Source organism: Pontibacter beigongshangensis, assembly GCF_014332515.1.
Classification (GTDB): domain Bacteria; phylum Bacteroidota; class Bacteroidia; order Cytophagales; family Hymenobacteraceae; genus Pontibacter; species Pontibacter beigongshangensis.
Map to the genome: position 1 here is coordinate 94591 of NZ_VFSD01000016.1, position 15395 is coordinate 109985.

Below are 15395 nucleotides of genomic sequence, written 5' to 3' on the forward strand. Positions count from 1 at the left end.
ATAGTTGCGGGTTGTTAATTGCTAAATGGTTGATTTTTGATTTGAAAATTGGAGATGTAAAAATTTAGAAATGAATTCTCCAGATATTTAAAGAACAATCAACTTATTACGCTCAACTCAAAGCTCTTAACTATAGCTCCGTCTTGTGTCTTTTTTGCCTCCGGAGGGCCGATTTCATTAGAATAAATGCCAGAAGTGGCTTGCTTGCCTACCGTCTGTTGTCTTCGCCATGTAATATGCTCAGGTAGCTCTGGTAGCGGGTAAGGGCGATCTGGTTGTGGCGCACGGCCTCTACCACGGCACAACCCGGCTCGTTAAAATGGGTGCAGTTGTTAAAGCGGCATTGGTTGAGCAGCTCCCGCATTTCGGGGAAGAAATGGCTCAGCTCATTTTTCGGGATATCGATTACACCCAGTTCTTTGATGCCTGGAGTGTCTATAATAAAGGTGCCTTCTTCTACCTCAAACATCTCCGCAAAGGTGGTAGTGTGCACACCCTTATCTGAAAAAGCCGAAATTTCGGAAGTCTTCAGAGCCAGGTCGGGCACCAGCTGGTTGATGAGCGACGATTTACCGACGCCAGAATGACCGGCGAAAAGCGTGGTTTTTCCTTTAATCAGCTTTTCAATCTCATCAATGCCTTCGTTCCGGAAGGCAGACACCGACAAGCTGTTGTAACCTGCCAGGCTGTACATGTGGCTGATCTGGCGCTGGTAATCTTCCATGTCGGCATCGTACAGGTCAGATTTGTTGTAGATGATCGTGACTGGAATATCGTAGGCCTCTGCCGTAACCAGAAAGCGGTCTATAAACCCGAAAGAGGTGCGCGGCGACACCAGGGTGGCGATGAGCAGGGCATGATCCAGGTTAGCCGCAATAATATGCGAGTAGCCCGATTTGTGGGTAGACTGCCGGATAATATAGTTTTCCCGGTCTTCGATCTTATGAATAACGGCAGTTTCCTCGTCTACCTCCTCCAGGTCGAACTCCACGCGGTCGCCTACAGCCAGCGGGTTGCTCACTTTCATGCCCTTCAGCTTAAACTTGCCGCGCAGGCGTGCCTTGTAGAGGGTGCCGTTTTCGGCACGCACCAGGTACCACGACCCTGTAGATTTAATAACGACTCCTTTCATGCTGTAGGGGCTAGCAATTGCTTTATATCAGACATAATCTTAGCGGTGGCGCCTGCCTGTTTGTGTACGTATTGTTTTTCGGTTTCGGATATGTGCCGGTGTTTCTCCGGTTGCCGATGCACCTGCTCAAAGGCGGCAATCAGTTCTTCGGGAGTATTTATCGAAAAAGCACAACCTAGTCTTACCAGATCCTGCGCCTCCTGAAACTTCTCGTAGCGTGGCCCGAAAAAGAGCGGGAGCCCGAACACGGCCGCCTCCAGCGTGTTGTGGAGACCGGCTCCAAAAGCACCGCCAATATAAGCGTAAGTGCCATAGCTGTAGAGCGACGACAGCATGCCCACATTATCGATCACCAAAACAGCATTTTCTGCCACAGTTGCCTCACTTGCCTCCGAAAAACGAATAGCGCCGGGACCTAAGGTGGCCATCAGGGCGGATATATTCTTAGGATTTACCTCGTGCGGAGCAATAATGAACTTAACTGTGTTTTTATACTTATCAATCAGCGGGAGCAGCACCTCTATGTCGGCGGGCCAACTGCTGCCAATCATAAACACAGGCTGCTGCTGCACAAAGGCCTCTACCAGCGGAATAGCCTTTACCCCTGCCGCTGTCTGCAACACCCTGTCGAAACGGGTATCGCCGGCCACACTAACCTGCTGAATCTGCAACTGCTGCAAAAGTGCGGCCGAATCCTGGTTCTGGGTGTAGATGTGGGTAAAGTGTTTTAAAATGTTTCTGTAGAAGCCGCCATAGGGTTTAAAGAAAACCTGGTCGGGCCGGAAAATGGCGGAGATGGAAATAACCGGGATGCCTTGCTGCTGCAGTGCCTGCAGGTAATAATGCCAGAACTCGTATTTTACAAACACGGCCAGCTTCGGCTTTGCCAGCTGCACAAAACGCCTGGCGGCAGCGGGGCTATCGAGGGGCAGGTAAAAAATATAGTCGGCGCCGGCGTAGTTCTTGCGCACTTCGTAGCCGGAAGGGGAGAAGAAGGTAAGCAGTATCTTATAAGCCGGAAACTCAGCCCGGAATGCCTCCATAACCGGCCGCCCCTGCTCAAACTCACCCAGCGAGGCACAATGAAACCAGGCAACAGGCGCTGTGTTTTGCTGCAGGGCTTCCTCCAGCCGCTCAAACTGCTGCATGCGCCCCTGCTGCATCAGGCGGGCCTTCTGGTGGAAAGGAGCCGCCAGTGCAATGGCTGTTTTGTATGCCTGCAGGCCTAGGTCGTAGAGTAGCTTCACCGGTTCGTGTTCGTGAAATATGTGTTTGCGGATGCTGTTATTGCAAAAATAAGAAAAGCCTCTGCACCGGCAGAGGCTTTTCTGTTTATTCGGCTACAAATTAAGGAATTAGCGGTTGGCCAGGTAGTTAGATACGCCTTCTTTGGTGGCTTGCATCGCTTCTTTGCCTTCTTCCCAGTCAGCTGGGCAAACTTCGCCTTTCTCCTCGAAGTACTGCAGGGCGTCTACCATACGGATAGCTTCGTCGATGCTGCGGCCAAGTGGCAGGTCGTTTACCACCTGGTGGCGCACAATGCCTTCTTTGTCAATCAGGAACAGGCCACGATAAGCAACCGGCTCGCCCACAAAAGTTACTTCACCGTCTTCGTTGTACTCGTAGTGCCCGGCCAGTACGTCGTAGTTCTGCGAAATAGTTTTGGAGGCATCGGCTACCAGCGGGTAAGTTACGTCTGCAATGCCGCCCTGGTCGCGTGGCGTGTTCAGCCAGGCAAAGTGGGAGAAGTGGGTATCGGTAGAGCAACCCACTACGGCTACGTTTTTACGCTCAAATTCTTCCATCCGGTCCTGGAAGGCTATAATTTCTGTAGGACAAACAAAGGTGAAGTCCATTGGGTAAAAATAGAAGATGACGTGTTTCTTGCCCAGGTATTGGTCTAAAGAGAAATCCTCTACAAACTCTCCGTCTGCTACGGCTGTTGCTTTAAAAGAAGGGGCTTTTTTGCCTACTAATACTGCCATTTTCGATAGTTAAATTAAAGTTAAAAATTAAGAATTATAGTTTGGTGATGCTGATGTGCTTTTCAGGTTCTTTTTTGTTGCCGGTGAGCTGAATGGCAAAACTGTGCATGTCGAAGTTTTGCAGGTTTCGGCGCTGAAAAAAGTTTTGGAGAAGCTCCTCCAGCTCTGCGTCTTCAAAATCGATGATCTCGCGGGTATTGTTGCAGTAGATGTGGTTGTGCGCCATGGTGTTGGCATCGTACCGTTTGCAACCCTGCTCCGAAAGCACGCGCCGCACGAGCCCGTTTTCTGCAAATACATCAAGGGTCTTATACACGGTGCCGAGCGAGATGCTGGGATTGGCGGGCTTTAAAAGCCGGTACACTTCTTCTGCTGCCGGGTGGTGCCCATGCAACTCCAGCAAAGCCTCATACACCACAATACGCTGGTGCGTGGCCTTCAGGCTGCACGACATTAGCCGTTTTCTTACTTCCTCCCGGTTTAGTTGCTGCATGTTCTCAGATAAGAATCTTTCCTGTTTAAGAAGAATTGTGGCAAAGATAAAGGAAAGTGCGGGACGGTGCAAGGTGCCGTTGCAGAAGCTGTAGTTGTTACTTGGATTAAAAGCTGTGGATAGGAGCAATAGCTGCCACCTGATGGAGCAAAGCTATGGTTGACATAAAACCAGGGTGGAGGGGCTGTAGCTGGGAGGAAGCTGGCAACTAAGGCGAATTATTTGAATGAAAAAGGCCCTCCGGAGGCAAACGAACTGCTGATGTTACTGCTGCTCTTTCAAGATAGTGGATGCCAGATTTTAGATGTTAAATTTTCTAATTTGAATCAGGAGGCTGGAGAAGTATGTGTCACAGGTGAAGAGTTCTTAAAGCCTGCCTGAGGTTTATTCCTCAATCCCTCTCATCTCCAAATCTTCAAATTGAAAAATTAGCACATCAGCACATTAATTCTATTAGCACATTAATTACTTGCCTTGAAAGTGAGGGGGGCGTTTTTCTATAAAAGCCTGCATGCCTTCCTGCTGATCTTCGGAGGCAAAAGAGAGGTAGAAGTTCTTTCGCTCAAAATGAAGGCCTTCGTCCAGGTCGGTTTCGAAAGCCCGGTTCACAGACTCTTTTGCCAGCCGCACTGCCACCGGCGACATAGCCGCGATCTCATCGGCCAGTCTCATGGCTTCGTCTAAATAAAGATCTACAGGCACTACTTTGTTTACCAGTCCGTAGCGCTCAGCCTCCAGGGCGGGCAGGTGTTTGCCGGTGAGCACCATTTCCATGGCTTTGGCTTTGCCGATGGCGCGGGTGAGCCGTTGGGTACCGCCTGCTCCGGGCATAATTCCCAGCTTAATCTCGGGTTGGCCGAACACAGCCGTTTCTGATGCGATGATCATGTCGCAGGTCATGGCGAGTTCGCAGCCACCACCCAGCGCGAAACCTGATACGGCCGCAATCAGGGGCTTTCTGGTTTTTCGAATCTGGTCCCAGGTGGCAAACTGGTCTATCAGAAACATGTCTATGGCCGATTTGCCAGCCATTTCCTTAATGTCGGCACCGGCGGCAAAGGCGCGCTCGTTGCCGGTTATCACAATAGCGCGTACCTCCTCATCGGCGTCCAGTTGCTTCAGGGTTTCCCGGAGCTGGGCCATCAACTGAAGGTTGAGCGCGTTGAGCTCCTTAGGCCGGTTGAGCTGAACTAAGGCTACGTGCGGGTGAAAATGAGGTCTTACAAGTATCAGATCCATGGTTTGAATGGCAGCTAAGGGTATGTGAAGTTACACTTTTACCGCTAACCTTACAACCTCTGGTCTGGTATTGAAATTTTTTAAGAAGTGCGTAAAGTATACTTACAGGCTGTCTAGTTTAATAAACAACGGTGATTTGAGCAGATGGCAGATCAGTGTCCTGCAGGGAGGCAGCGTCGTTAATGTTGCGTGAGTGGTTAAAGGTTGAGCCTTTATCCGCTTTGGGAGCTTTGAGCATGGCCCCAGAAAGGAGCAGGGCAAAAAGGATCAGGAGTTTAAAGATGAAAGGACGTGTTATTTTTTCAGATGTTTGCATAGGTAAATGTGTTAGAGTGGCTGGATCGAGGCACAAATGTACGGAAATTAATCCGCATATTTATTTTCTATCTGTTAAAGCCACGCTAAATTATTGTTAAGAAATACTGGTTGTTCAGGAAAGCATGTTTTCTTCTATACATGGCACAGGCAGGCCGGTAACTGCTGCCGTTTTCGGCGGTAGCGTGAGTATCCTCAGAAAGTCTTTTAAGTTTGCATGATTGTTAAAGTCTCGATAATGCATTGCTGCCGAATCCGGCATACGCATTCAGGAACGCAGTGTTTAATGTCAAGAACAGAACTATTAGAACTGTTAGTTGATAAGAAAGATCTAAAGGCGTATGAACCAGCGATATCTGAAAAAATAAATATTTTGATTTTTATGATGTGGCGGCAGTAAGCCGGATGCCTCATGGTGTGGCAACGACAGCATGAGGCAGGATACATAATTGCATGTTGTAACATAGGATGTGAAGCGGCACGTCACCTCTGTATCAGGCACGAAAAATATTTTCTACACGGAGTGTGGCGGCAACAGCAGGTAAAGAGGCATGGGGGCAGCCAGATGGAGGAGGTGGTGCTATAAAAAATTGCCTGATGGAACGTTTTGTTTTAAATTTACGTAATGGGCAATTATATAGCTGCAGGTAATCCCTCTGAGAGAAGAGGCCTTTGCAGCTATTCTTATTGAATATTTTAATTTATATTTTCAGGATATAAATTGGTGTTTTGTTAGGTTGTTGCGTATCTTTCCGGAATAATCTCTAATTTTAGAGGCTCTAAACCCAAAGATGTTTCAGTTCTAGAATTATTGAGATTGCCGAATATTTTTTTTAAAGCTTATGCAAACGTTTGCAGGTTCCTGTAGGGCTATATCGGTTAGAGGGAAGGCGCCGGGGAATGCACTGATGGCAGCAACCTCTTGTGCTTGCCTTTGTGCCAGCAGCATTATTTAGGTGCAGAAATGGCAATCATTATATGGCCAGGTACTTCTGAAGGAGTTGCTTTCCTGCAGAATGCCAGGCAGAAACAGTTTGCTTGTAGTGTTGGCCGCCCGCCTTCCTTCAAAATCTGAAATTGCTTAAAAGAACTATCAATATATAACTTACTCTATAGTTAAAATTTTACGCTTTATGAATGACAAACTTGCCCTGCCTGTAGGCACTACGCTCGATAGGTTTATAATGAGGAAACAAGAGGAGTTTCCGTATGCCAGTGGAGAACTGTCGCAGTTGCTGCGCGATATAGCTTTGGCCGCCAAGATCGTGAACCGCGAGATCAACCGTGCCGGGTTAATTGGCGTGACAGGTGCATTCGGAAATCAGAACGTGCAGGGAGAAGAGCAGCAGAAACTGGATGTGATCGCCAACATCCGCTTTATCCGGGCTTTACGCAACGGAGGCGAGGTTTGTGCTATTCTCTCTGAGGAAGAGGATGATATTATTCTTACCGGCAACAACAAGGGCAAGTATATTGTTGCCATTGATCCGCTGGATGGCTCTTCTAATATTGATGTGAACGTTTCGATCGGGACCATTTTCTCTATCTACAGAAGAATCAGCGATTCTGCCCTCACCAGCACACCTGCTGACTGCCTTCAGAAAGGTACCTGCCAGGTGGCGGCCGGCTATATTGTGTACGGCTCCTCTACCATGCTGGTCTATACCACAGGGCACGGGGTCAATGGGTTCACGTACGATAGCACGCTTGGGGAATTCTTTATGTCGAACCCCAACATTACAACTCCTAAAACAGGCACTATTTACTCCTGCAACGAAGGGGGGCTGAACAGTTTTCCGGAGGGAATAAAAAATTACCTGCAGTACTGCAAGGATGAGGTGTACTCTGCGCGCTACATCGGGTCTTTGGTGGCAGACTTCCACCGAAATCTGCTGAAGGGAGGAATTTATTTGTATCCTCAGACCTCAAAGGCTCCCAAAGGCAAACTGCGCCTGATGTATGAGTGCAACGCGCTGGCCTTTATTATAGAACAGGCCGGCGGCAGGGCTACCGACGGCACACGCCGTATTATGGAGATTGAGCCCACAGAGCTGCACCAGCGCTGCCCGCTTATTATTGGGTCTGCCGAAATGGTTGCGAAAGTAGAGGAAATGCTGGAGAAAGAAGTGGCCGTGCATCCCGACACTCTCTAGGTGCTCGGCAGGCACAAATGGTATAGGAGGATGAAATTATGCTAATGAAAATGGAGCTCCGGAGGCTTTTTATGGCCAGGGCATAGGATACACGTGTCACCTAATACGGCTCAGGGCACAAGACCTTTTAAAGAGTTAAAAGGGAAGAGTCTTCTGAGCCTGCTCTGGTAATTCATCTTCACATCTCCAGATCAGCCATTCAACCATCAGCAACAATTAATAACCACCAACCAGCAACCGAATTATTCTAATCAAAAAGCCCCTCCGGAGCACTTTGCTGCTGCTGACCGGCATGGACTTTAACAGATTTCATGACTGGTGCTTCGTGTGATCTGATCTTAATTCTGACGATTATACATAAAGCGGGTCTGCACTTTTTGCAGTTCCCGCTTTATGATTAAATGGGCCATGTTGTCGGCCACCTCGTCTGTGGTCTGGCAGGCCATCACCATTCTTACCTTTTGCTCATCCACATCTATCCGGTAAAGTATCTGCAGCAGGCGGCTCAGGTTGTGGCGCAGCAGGTAGCTAACAGCCCGGGCGGTTTGCCGCTGCAGGTCGTCTAAGGTGCTGGCCTCAAAGTCGGTTGTGCTGAAGTGCTTGTTCAACAGACTCCTGGTGCCCGCTAGTATTGCACTGGAATAGTCCATCTGTCTGGCAGTCAAATGTTCATGCAAAATAAGAATCCTGCCCAAAGCCAGGAACAGGCTTTATAACCAGAACCGATTGCTTTTTATAAAGTAGTCAGTGCCATGTCAGCAATTCAGAAATGGTACACCAGCTACAAAACGCTTCTACTGCCGTGAAGGAGCAGTTCTGTGAAAAACCTGGTTTTTAGTCTGGAGCTGCTACCGAAAGGGTTCAGTGCGCGCCCTGGTAGGGGCATAACAGGAAAGGTGCAGAGAGACTCCGGCCAGAAGGAGCGGGAATCTCTCCACACAGTAATCAGGCTTCTTTTTTAGCTTTTTCGTCTTGTTTGGCAGAGGCTTCTTTTTTGCCTGGTGCTGCCTTTTCCTCTTTTTCGGCCGGGGCTTCTGGTGTGGCTTTGGTAAACTGCAGGTGCTTGTTCACGATGTTGTACCAGGTGGCCAGTTTCTTCATGTCCGATACGTACACGCGGTCCTGGTCGTAGTCCGGCAGAATCTCTTCCATAAAGGCCTTGTACTCCTCATCGGTCGGTTTGCTGCTCAGTGGCAGTTCATCGCCGTATTTTTCATGAATACGGTCGAACACATCGGCGAGGGGAACGGTTGTTTCCTCATCTGTGGTGTAAATAGAGATCTCCTCCAGCAGCGACATGCGGTGGCGTGCCTGAGCCACCAGCCTGTTTGGTTTGTCGGCCAGGCTCTCTATAATCACGCCCGTTCGTGTTGGCTTTACCACGCGGTAAAGCCCGTTCATGCCAGAAACGGCAGCAATTTGTTTTAGATCAATCGGCATAATAAGGTGTAAGCTTTGTTTATAACTTGAACTTGATCGGAATGCTGGCCAGCATGCTGTAGCCCGGGGCATTAAATTTTAACTGCCTGGCTACCCGTAAAGCTTCTTCGCCGGTGCCAGCTCCAATCTCTTTAATTATTTTCAGTCCTGAAATGGAGCCGTCTTCATTCAGGGTAAATCCGATAATGCAGTCTCCCTGTACACGGTTGCGCTTTGCCAGGGGCGGGTACTTCAGCTCGTTGTAAATAAACTGGTACATGGCCTCCATACCACCTTCGTAGTGCTCTGCCACCGGAGGGGTTTTCTCGGGTGTCCAGACCTTTACTTCAGGTGTGGCAGCAGCCTTTTGAGTAGAAGTTTGGGCAGAAGCTCCGATGGCCATCAAGGCAAATAAGCAAAATAAGAATGAAAATTTACGATTCATGTGGTAAAAATTAATTGAGGTTTTTAAACAATGTCTTGCCGCACCGCCATCCCTGGCGGCACAAAAGTTAAATTGTGAACACGGTCTTACGTCAAAGCAAGGCTTATTGGTTCTGCTTTAGCTGCAAATTCACCTCCTGTATAAAGTTCAGGATCTCATCGCGTCCGGTTTTGGCTGTTGACGATGTCCTGAAAATCTGAGGCAACTCATCCCAGGTCTCTTTTAGCTTGCGGGTGAAGGCGGCAATGTTAACATCTGTCTTGGTATTAGACTGTTTATCAGCTTTGGTAAAAACCAGGACAAACGGTACACCAATCGTGCCAAGTTGATTAATAAATTCAAGGTCTGGCTTCAGTGGCTCGTGCCTGGAGTCAATCAGCACAAAAACGCAGGTAAGGTTCTCCCGCTGCTGAAAGTAGAAGTTGATCATCTTTCTCCAGCTCTCGCGCGAGGTTTTGCTTACCTTGGCATAGCCGTAACCGGGCAGGTCTACCAGGTACCATTCGTTGTTGATCAGGAAATGGTTGATCAGCTGCGTTTTGCCAGGCGAAGCGGACGTTTTGGCTAGTTTGCTCTGGTTTGTAAGCATGTTGATGAGCGACGACTTGCCTACATTAGACCGGCCTATAAAGGCATACTCGGGCTTGTCGGGGGCAGGGCAAAGCTCTACCCGGGTATTACTCATCAGAAATTTAGCTTCCTTAATCACCATAATTTAAATATTAAGAGGCAAGCTTCTGACTATCTTGGTTAGTTAGAAGCTTTTATTTGTAAATTTCGGAATCTTATAGCAAGTTTAACACAGGTTTTGCCGCAAAAGTTTGTCTTGGAAAGGCGCTGGCAACACCATGTTTTCGCTCACAGGCAGCTCTGGTTTCAAAACCAGGAGGGCTGTAGCAATGGCTATAGTTTTTACCTGCTCCCGGTAACTGATAATAGGAGAGCCGGTAAGGGTGCAAAGTTACCACATATTTTTTTAACACGAACAGCGCCTCAAAATGTTCGCCTGGCTTTAAACTCAAGCCAGCCTCTGACACGGAAGTACAATGTATAATGTATAGCATGAGAAAGTTTTGGTTTGCGCTGATAAGCCTGGGGGTGGTGCTCACACTTAGTGGCGGTATGGTGCCCGCTGGCCGGGAGGGAGGCAAAAACCTGAAAAAAGCAGACAAGGCCTATGCCGCACAGAATTTTGAGTTGGCAGCAGCCCTTTATCACAAGGTGCTGCTGCAGAACCCGGGGCATCTGAAGGCAAACCTGGGGGCAGGCCTCTGTTACCTGGAGCTTATTGAGCCCGGCAAGGCGCTGGAGCACCTGCAGCGGGCTTATGATCAGAATCCCGCCGTATCTGACGAGATACTGGTACTGCTTGGGGAGGCGCATCAGCAGCTTTACAATTTTGAGCAGGCCATGGACTACTTCCGTGCGGAACTGGCTCGTCTTTCCCGTGCAGAATCCTGGAACAAGCAGTTTCTGCAGAAGCGGCTAAGAGAGTGCGAATCAGGTCTGGAGCTGTCCGCCAGTCCTGTGGCGGCCACCATCACCAACCTGGGGCCCGCTATTAACTCCCCCTACTCCGACTTTGTGCCGGTGCTGCTCCCCGGCAATACCCTTTTATTGTACACCACCCGCAGGCCGGTAGCAGCCACACGGGGGAGGGTGGAGGCCGTGGAGCAGATCCATGTCTCGCGGTTCAGGCACAACGCCTGGCAGCCAGCAGAACTGTTCCTGAAGCCAGACCACAGCCTGCCTGATCATGCGGTAGTGTCGGTGGCGCCCCATGGGCAGGAACTCTACACTTATTTTGGGGGCAAAGCGGGTGGTCTTCATATGGCTAAAAGAGCAGGGGCCGGATGGGGTACACCAGAGCGGCTCCCGAGCCCGTTTAACGAGGGGGCGGTGGAGCCATCGATGCATGTGACAGATGATGGCAAGTTTGCCTTTTTTTCCAGCGACAGGCCCGGCGGCTTTGGTGGGCTCGACCTTTACATCTGTTATAAATTGATGGATGGCACCTGGAGCCAGGCCTTAAACCTGGGCCCGGCCATTAATACCGCCTACGATGAGGATGCTCCCTGTGTAGACGTTGCCACCAACACCCTCTACTTCAGTTCCAGGGGCCACAACAGCATGGGTGGGTACGATGTTTTTAAGTCCGGCATCAGAGACTCGGTCTGGAGCCAGGCGCAGAACCTGGGCATGCCAGTAAACTCTCCCTTCGATGATATTTACTTCTCCCTGACTGATGACCGGCAGAAGGCCTATTTCTCATCAGACAGGCCGGGAGGGCAGGGCAGAAAAGATATTTACCTTATACTTTTCAGGTAAAGCTAGTAATTTATAGGCCCAGCTTCTGATGTTTTTAATTTCAAGTTGCTGATATTCAATATATCTGGGTTGGGGAGCAAGGTGCCGGGAAATCATCGGGCGGGGCATTAGATAGACTAAATTGTTTTTTTTTTGGTAATATCTATATACCTTTACCTATATATTGCAAAAAAATGCCTCCTTTGCCTGCTGGAGCAATCCCTGTAAAAACTGTTATTCACTTTTTTAAATCTTATCTGGATATTCATATACATAAGTTTTTGATTATCGTATAGAAGCCTGTAAAATAGCAAACGACAACTATTTTAGTTAACACCATAAACTACCGAACTATAACAAACCTTTTACAGCATGAACAAGTTAGCCAATACACTCTCGAGGTTTTCGTTGCTTCTTGCCTTGATCTGCCTTACAGGCACCATGGTCAATGCCCAGAGCAACAGAAAGCTGATACGGAGTGGAAATAAGTTCTTTGACAAAGAGAATTACAGAGCAGCCGTACCATTTTATGAGCAGGTAATAGCCAAAGATCCGGAAAACGCCAGAGCCCTGTATCAGGCGGGCATCAGTTATATGACTTTTGATAAAGAGAAAGCCGTTGACTATATCTACCGGGCACAAAGCTTAAAACCTAACCTGGACCGTGAAATGGAGTACTGGCTCGGACGGGTAAACCACATCAACTACCGCTTCGACGAAGCCATTCAGCATTATCAGAACTATGTGCCCAGAATTCCGAGGCGCGACCAGGCCCGGAAGGAAGAAGTAGCCAGGCTGATACAGCACAGCAAAAATGCAAAGAATGAAGTAGCTAACCAGAAAGACGTGTTTGTGCGGAACCTGGGTTCAGTAGTAAATACCTCTTACTCCGAGCATAGCCCTGTCATTTCTTCTGACGATAACTACCTGCTCTTTACCTCCCGCAGCGAGGCTGCCTCAGGCGGTAAATCGGCCGCAGACGGTGAGTATTACGAAGATATCTTTGAATCGACCAGAAACGAAAGTGGCGAGTGGAGTGCTCCAAGATCCTTGGCTGGCGCACTGAGCAGCAACGGCCATGATGCCTCCATCCAGTTGTATAATAACGACACCAAAATGCTGCTGTACCGGCAGCAGAACAATGGCGATATCATGGTTTCTGAGCGTGGCACCGATGGCCAGTGGGGAACTCCTCAGAGTATTGGCACCACCATCAACACGCGTGGGTTTGAGTCTGATGCGTTTATCTCACCAGATGGCAACACACTTTATTTCTCTACCAGCAACTACTCCGAAGATGGCGACCTGGATATTTATGTGGCGCAGCGCCAGCGCAACGGGCAGTGGGGCAAACCCAGAAGCATCGGCAATACCATCAACACAAAGTTTGATGACGACAGCCCTTACCTTGCCAGCGACGGCACTTTGTACTTTAGCTCAAGAGGCCATAACACCATGGGCGGGTACGATATCTTCTCCTCGAAATACGATTCTGTAGCCAGAAGATGGAGCAAGCCAGTAAACCTGGGCGCCCCTGTAAACACGCCAGACGATGACACCTATTACCGCCTGAGCCCAGATGGCAGCTATGCTTTCCTTTCGTCTTATCGTATTGGCGGTGTTGGCGAGAAAGACATCTATACCATTAACTACATCAGAAACCTGCGTGTAAAAGGTCAGGTATTTGCTGCTGCCGACAGCACAACGGCCATCCCTGGCGTAGAACTGATCTTTAACAGTACCCAGGCCGACAGACGCGCTATCAGCTACCGCGACATCTCCAAGCCCGACTCTGCCACCTATCAGGTATCTGTGCTGTCAGGCCGAACCTACCAGATCGAGGTGCTGAAAGACGGAAAGTCTATTGCGACAGAAGAGTTTGAGATGCCGGTTGTGCTAAATGACACCACTTCGCTCGTTAAAAACTTCTACGTGCCTGTTTCTGTGGATGTGGACCCAGGCCGCTTCGCCATGAAAAATATCTACTTTGCAACAGACAGGTTTGAGCTTCGCACTGAGTCTGTTCGGGAACTGGATAACATTGCAGAGGTGATGAAAGCAAACCCAACTATCAACATCAGCATAGATGGCCACACCGACTCGCGGGCAAGCGACTCTTACAACATGACGCTGGGTGACAATCGTGCCAAAGCCGCATTTGATTATCTGGTGCAGCAAGGCATTTCGCCACGCCGGATGGTTACGGTAAGCTACGGCGAGCGCCGCCCTGCTGTGCCTAACACCTCGGCCGAGAACATGCAGCTGAACAGAAGAACAGAATTTAAGGTAATACCAAGACAGCAGGAGAACACGAATCCTGATCTGTAAGCGGTTTTAAGTTTTTTGTGCTGGCAGCAGCACAACAGTTTAGAGGACAGGCCGGGCAATTGCCCGGCCTGTTTTTTTATATTTTTTAAATAATACATGTATTATAGGTAAAGGAAGAGTATTTTTGCCTGCGTATTATTTTAAATAGCTAAATGGCGGTAGTTCCTTACAAAGACCAGAACGAAAACAAGAAATCGCAGGTAGCCCAGATGTTTAACAACATTGCAGGCAACTACGATTTTCTGAACCACTTCTTAAGTGCCGGTATAGATATTATCTGGCGGAAGAAGGCGGTAAAGCTCCTGGCTCCCGAAAAACCGAAACTCATGCTCGACATTGCCACCGGCACAGGCGACTTTGCCATAGAGGCGCTAAGCCTGCAGCCGGATAACATAATCGGGGTAGATATATCGGAGGGCATGATGGCTGTTGGCAGGGAAAAAATAAAGCGCAAAGGCCTGGAACATAAAATTGAGCTGCTGTACGGCGACTCAGAAAACCTGCCCTTCGAAGACAATACCTTCGATGCCATTACGGTGGCTTTTGGCGTCCGCAACTTCGAGAACCTAGCCAAGGGTCTCTCCGAGATGCACCGGGTCCTTAAGCCTGGAGGCACCGCCGTAGTACTGGAGTTCTCTAAGCCGAGAGCCTTCCCGATGAAGCAACTCTATCATTTTTATTTCAAAAATATACTACCGGTAGTAGGTAAGTTCGTTTCAAAGGACCGGGCTGCCTACACGTATCTGCCTGAGTCGGTGCAGGCTTTCCCGGACGGGCAGGAATTTCTCAATATTTATCAGCAAGTTGGATTTAAATCAACGAAATGGCATTCACTTACATTTGGCATAAGCTCCATCTACACAGGAAAAAAATAGTTTTTGCAGTCTTTTCTGCTCTGCTCTTAAGTGGTGGCATGGCCTCGGCCCAAAAAAAGATATCGCAGCAGAACAAAGCCAATTACGATGATAAGCGGGTGCATTACGGCTTTTACCTGGCTTTGCCGCTTACCAAATTCAACCTGGAGCACTCGCAGGAATATGTAAACCAGCTCGACTCAGGCTCTCCCATGACCGTGAATGCCCGCAGTACACCCGGCTTCTATACCGGGCTGGTGCTGAACGTAGGGCTGGCTCAGTACCTGGACTTCCGGTTTGTGCCTGGTGTGGGCTTTTATGGCCGAACCATAGAGTATGCCAATGCCACCCAGGACGATGGCACCCGGGGCACGAACAACGTCACGATTAGCTCCACCATGGTGGAGTTACCCTTCCTGTTAAAGTACAAGTCGAAGCGGAGGACTAATTACCGCATGTATTTTGTGGGTGGCGTAAAACCCGGCATTGACCTGAACAGCGAGAAAGACAATGCCTCCGGCGATGGCCTGCGGACAGAAAAGTTCGACCTGGCCCTGGAGTATGGGGTAGGAGTCGATATTTTTTACCCGTTCTTTAAGTTTGCGCCTGAGTTGCGCTTTTCGCATGGCTTGCTTAACCAGCACATCCGCGACAACAACGTGTACAGCCGCAGCATACAGCGACTCACGAACCATAATATTTCTTTGATCCTATTCTTTGAATAA

The 15395-nt window shown here is 49.0% G+C and carries 15 protein-coding genes; 5 read left to right on the top strand and 10 right to left on the bottom strand.

Going from position 1 to position 15395, the window contains the following annotated elements:
* Nucleotides 1-208 precede the first annotated feature (208 nt).
* The 6 genes from rsgA to FJM74_RS13995 all read right to left on the bottom strand — a co-directional run bounded on the left by rsgA (nucleotide 209) and on the right by FJM74_RS13995 (nucleotide 5165).
* Nucleotides 209-1132, bottom strand: coding sequence for a ribosome small subunit-dependent GTPase A (gene rsgA, locus FJM74_RS13970; RefSeq protein WP_187263233.1), 924 nt, complete (start codon nucleotides 1130-1132; stop codon nucleotides 209-211).
* Entirely contained in the window at nucleotides 1129-2379 is a 1251-nt protein-coding gene (locus tag FJM74_RS13975; protein ID WP_187263234.1) for a 3-deoxy-D-manno-octulosonic acid transferase, read from the bottom strand. The genes rsgA and FJM74_RS13975 overlap by 4 nt, the downstream gene beginning before the upstream one ends.
* Before the next feature lie 108 nt (nucleotides 2380-2487).
* A complete protein-coding gene (locus FJM74_RS13980) occupies nucleotides 2488-3117 on the bottom strand; it encodes a peroxiredoxin (protein WP_187263235.1) in 630 nt (209 codons plus the stop codon).
* Between the two features lie 34 nt (nucleotides 3118-3151).
* Nucleotides 3152-3610, bottom strand: coding sequence for a Fur family transcriptional regulator (locus FJM74_RS13985; RefSeq protein WP_187263236.1), 459 nt, complete (start codon nucleotides 3608-3610; stop codon nucleotides 3152-3154).
* Nucleotides 3611-4075: 465 nt separating this feature from the next.
* Nucleotides 4076-4849, bottom strand: a complete 774-nt coding sequence (locus FJM74_RS13990; protein WP_187263237.1) for an enoyl-CoA hydratase-related protein — start codon at nucleotides 4847-4849, stop codon at nucleotides 4076-4078.
* A 118-nt stretch (nucleotides 4850-4967) separates the two neighbouring features.
* Nucleotides 4968-5165 carry a hypothetical protein gene (locus FJM74_RS13995; RefSeq protein ID WP_187263238.1) on the bottom strand — a complete coding sequence of 66 codons (198 nt, stop codon included), beginning with the start codon at nucleotides 5163-5165 and terminating at the stop codon, nucleotides 4968-4970.
* Nucleotides 5166-6297: 1132 nt separating this feature from the next.
* Here FJM74_RS13995 and fbp point away from each other — a divergent pair.
* Nucleotides 6298-7317, top strand: coding sequence for a class 1 fructose-bisphosphatase (gene fbp / locus FJM74_RS14000; protein WP_187263239.1), 1020 nt, complete (start codon nucleotides 6298-6300; stop codon nucleotides 7315-7317).
* Between the two features lie 338 nt (nucleotides 7318-7655).
* Here the strand turns inward: fbp and FJM74_RS14005 are convergent, their stop codons facing one another.
* From FJM74_RS14005 to yihA, 4 genes are all read right to left on the bottom strand, one after another.
* Nucleotides 7656-7967: a hypothetical protein gene (locus FJM74_RS14005; protein ID WP_187263240.1), complete on the bottom strand. Its 312-nt coding sequence runs from the start codon at nucleotides 7965-7967 to the stop codon at nucleotides 7656-7658.
* A 295-nt stretch (nucleotides 7968-8262) separates the two neighbouring features.
* Nucleotides 8263-8757, bottom strand: coding sequence for a DUF5606 family protein (locus tag FJM74_RS14010; RefSeq protein WP_187263241.1), 495 nt, complete (start codon nucleotides 8755-8757; stop codon nucleotides 8263-8265).
* Between the two features lie 19 nt (nucleotides 8758-8776).
* Nucleotides 8777-9181: an energy transducer TonB gene (locus tag FJM74_RS14015; protein ID WP_187263242.1), complete on the bottom strand. Its 405-nt coding sequence runs from the start codon at nucleotides 9179-9181 to the stop codon at nucleotides 8777-8779.
* A gap of 103 nt (nucleotides 9182-9284) precedes the next feature.
* Nucleotides 9285-9893, bottom strand: coding sequence for a ribosome biogenesis GTP-binding protein YihA/YsxC (gene yihA, locus FJM74_RS14020; protein WP_187263243.1), 609 nt, complete (start codon nucleotides 9891-9893; stop codon nucleotides 9285-9287).
* A 350-nt stretch (nucleotides 9894-10243) separates the two neighbouring features.
* On the opposite strand from yihA, the gene FJM74_RS14025 reads away from it, so the two are divergent.
* The 4 genes from FJM74_RS14025 (at nucleotide 10244) to porT (ending at nucleotide 15395) form a co-directional block, all read left to right on the top strand.
* Nucleotides 10244-11509 (top strand): PD40 domain-containing protein, encoded by a 1266-nt coding sequence (locus tag FJM74_RS14025; protein WP_187263244.1) that lies wholly within the window; start codon nucleotides 10244-10246, stop codon nucleotides 11507-11509.
* A gap of 351 nt (nucleotides 11510-11860) precedes the next feature.
* Nucleotides 11861-13816 carry an OmpA family protein gene (locus tag FJM74_RS14030; protein ID WP_187263245.1) on the top strand — a complete coding sequence of 652 codons (1956 nt, stop codon included), beginning with the start codon at nucleotides 11861-11863 and terminating at the stop codon, nucleotides 13814-13816.
* Between the two features lie 152 nt (nucleotides 13817-13968).
* A complete protein-coding gene (gene ubiE / locus FJM74_RS14035; RefSeq protein WP_187263246.1) occupies nucleotides 13969-14691 on the top strand; it encodes a bifunctional demethylmenaquinone methyltransferase/2-methoxy-6-polyprenyl-1,4-benzoquinol methylase UbiE in 723 nt (240 codons plus the stop codon).
* A 38-nt stretch (nucleotides 14692-14729) separates the two neighbouring features.
* Nucleotides 14730-15395: a type IX secretion/gliding motility protein PorT/SprT gene (gene porT / locus FJM74_RS14040; RefSeq protein ID WP_241739159.1), complete on the top strand. Its 666-nt coding sequence runs from the start codon at nucleotides 14730-14732 to the stop codon at nucleotides 15393-15395.

Coding starts and splice junctions, on each gene's coding strand:
- FJM74_RS13995 (WP_187263238.1), bottom strand. CDS start 5,165: ATGCAAACATCTGAAAAAATAACACGTCCTTTCATCTTTAAACTCCTG.
- FJM74_RS14010 (WP_187263241.1), bottom strand. CDS start 8,757: ATGCCGATTGATCTAAAACAAATTGCTGCCGTTTCTGGCATGAACGGG.
- FJM74_RS14025 (WP_187263244.1), top strand. CDS start 10,244: ATGAGAAAGTTTTGGTTTGCGCTGATAAGCCTGGGGGTGGTGCTCACA.
- FJM74_RS14015 (WP_187263242.1), bottom strand. CDS start 9,181: ATGAATCGTAAATTTTCATTCTTATTTTGCTTATTTGCCTTGATGGCC.
- rsgA (WP_187263233.1), bottom strand. CDS start 1,132: ATGAAAGGAGTCGTTATTAAATCTACAGGGTCGTGGTACCTGGTGCGT.
- FJM74_RS13985 (WP_187263236.1), bottom strand. CDS start 3,610: ATGCAGCAACTAAACCGGGAGGAAGTAAGAAAACGGCTAATGTCGTGC.
- FJM74_RS13980 (WP_187263235.1), bottom strand. CDS start 3,117: ATGGCAGTATTAGTAGGCAAAAAAGCCCCTTCTTTTAAAGCAACAGCC.
- fbp (WP_187263239.1), top strand. CDS start 6,298: ATGAATGACAAACTTGCCCTGCCTGTAGGCACTACGCTCGATAGGTTT.
- ubiE (WP_187263246.1), top strand. CDS start 13,969: ATGGCGGTAGTTCCTTACAAAGACCAGAACGAAAACAAGAAATCGCAG.
- FJM74_RS14005 (WP_187263240.1), bottom strand. CDS start 7,967: ATGGACTATTCCAGTGCAATACTAGCGGGCACCAGGAGTCTGTTGAAC.
- FJM74_RS14030 (WP_187263245.1), top strand. CDS start 11,861: ATGAACAAGTTAGCCAATACACTCTCGAGGTTTTCGTTGCTTCTTGCC.
- porT (WP_241739159.1), top strand. CDS start 14,730: ATGGCCTCGGCCCAAAAAAAGATATCGCAGCAGAACAAAGCCAATTAC.
- yihA (WP_187263243.1), bottom strand. CDS start 9,893: ATGGTGATTAAGGAAGCTAAATTTCTGATGAGTAATACCCGGGTAGAG.
- FJM74_RS13990 (WP_187263237.1), bottom strand. CDS start 4,849: ATGGATCTGATACTTGTAAGACCTCATTTTCACCCGCACGTAGCCTTA.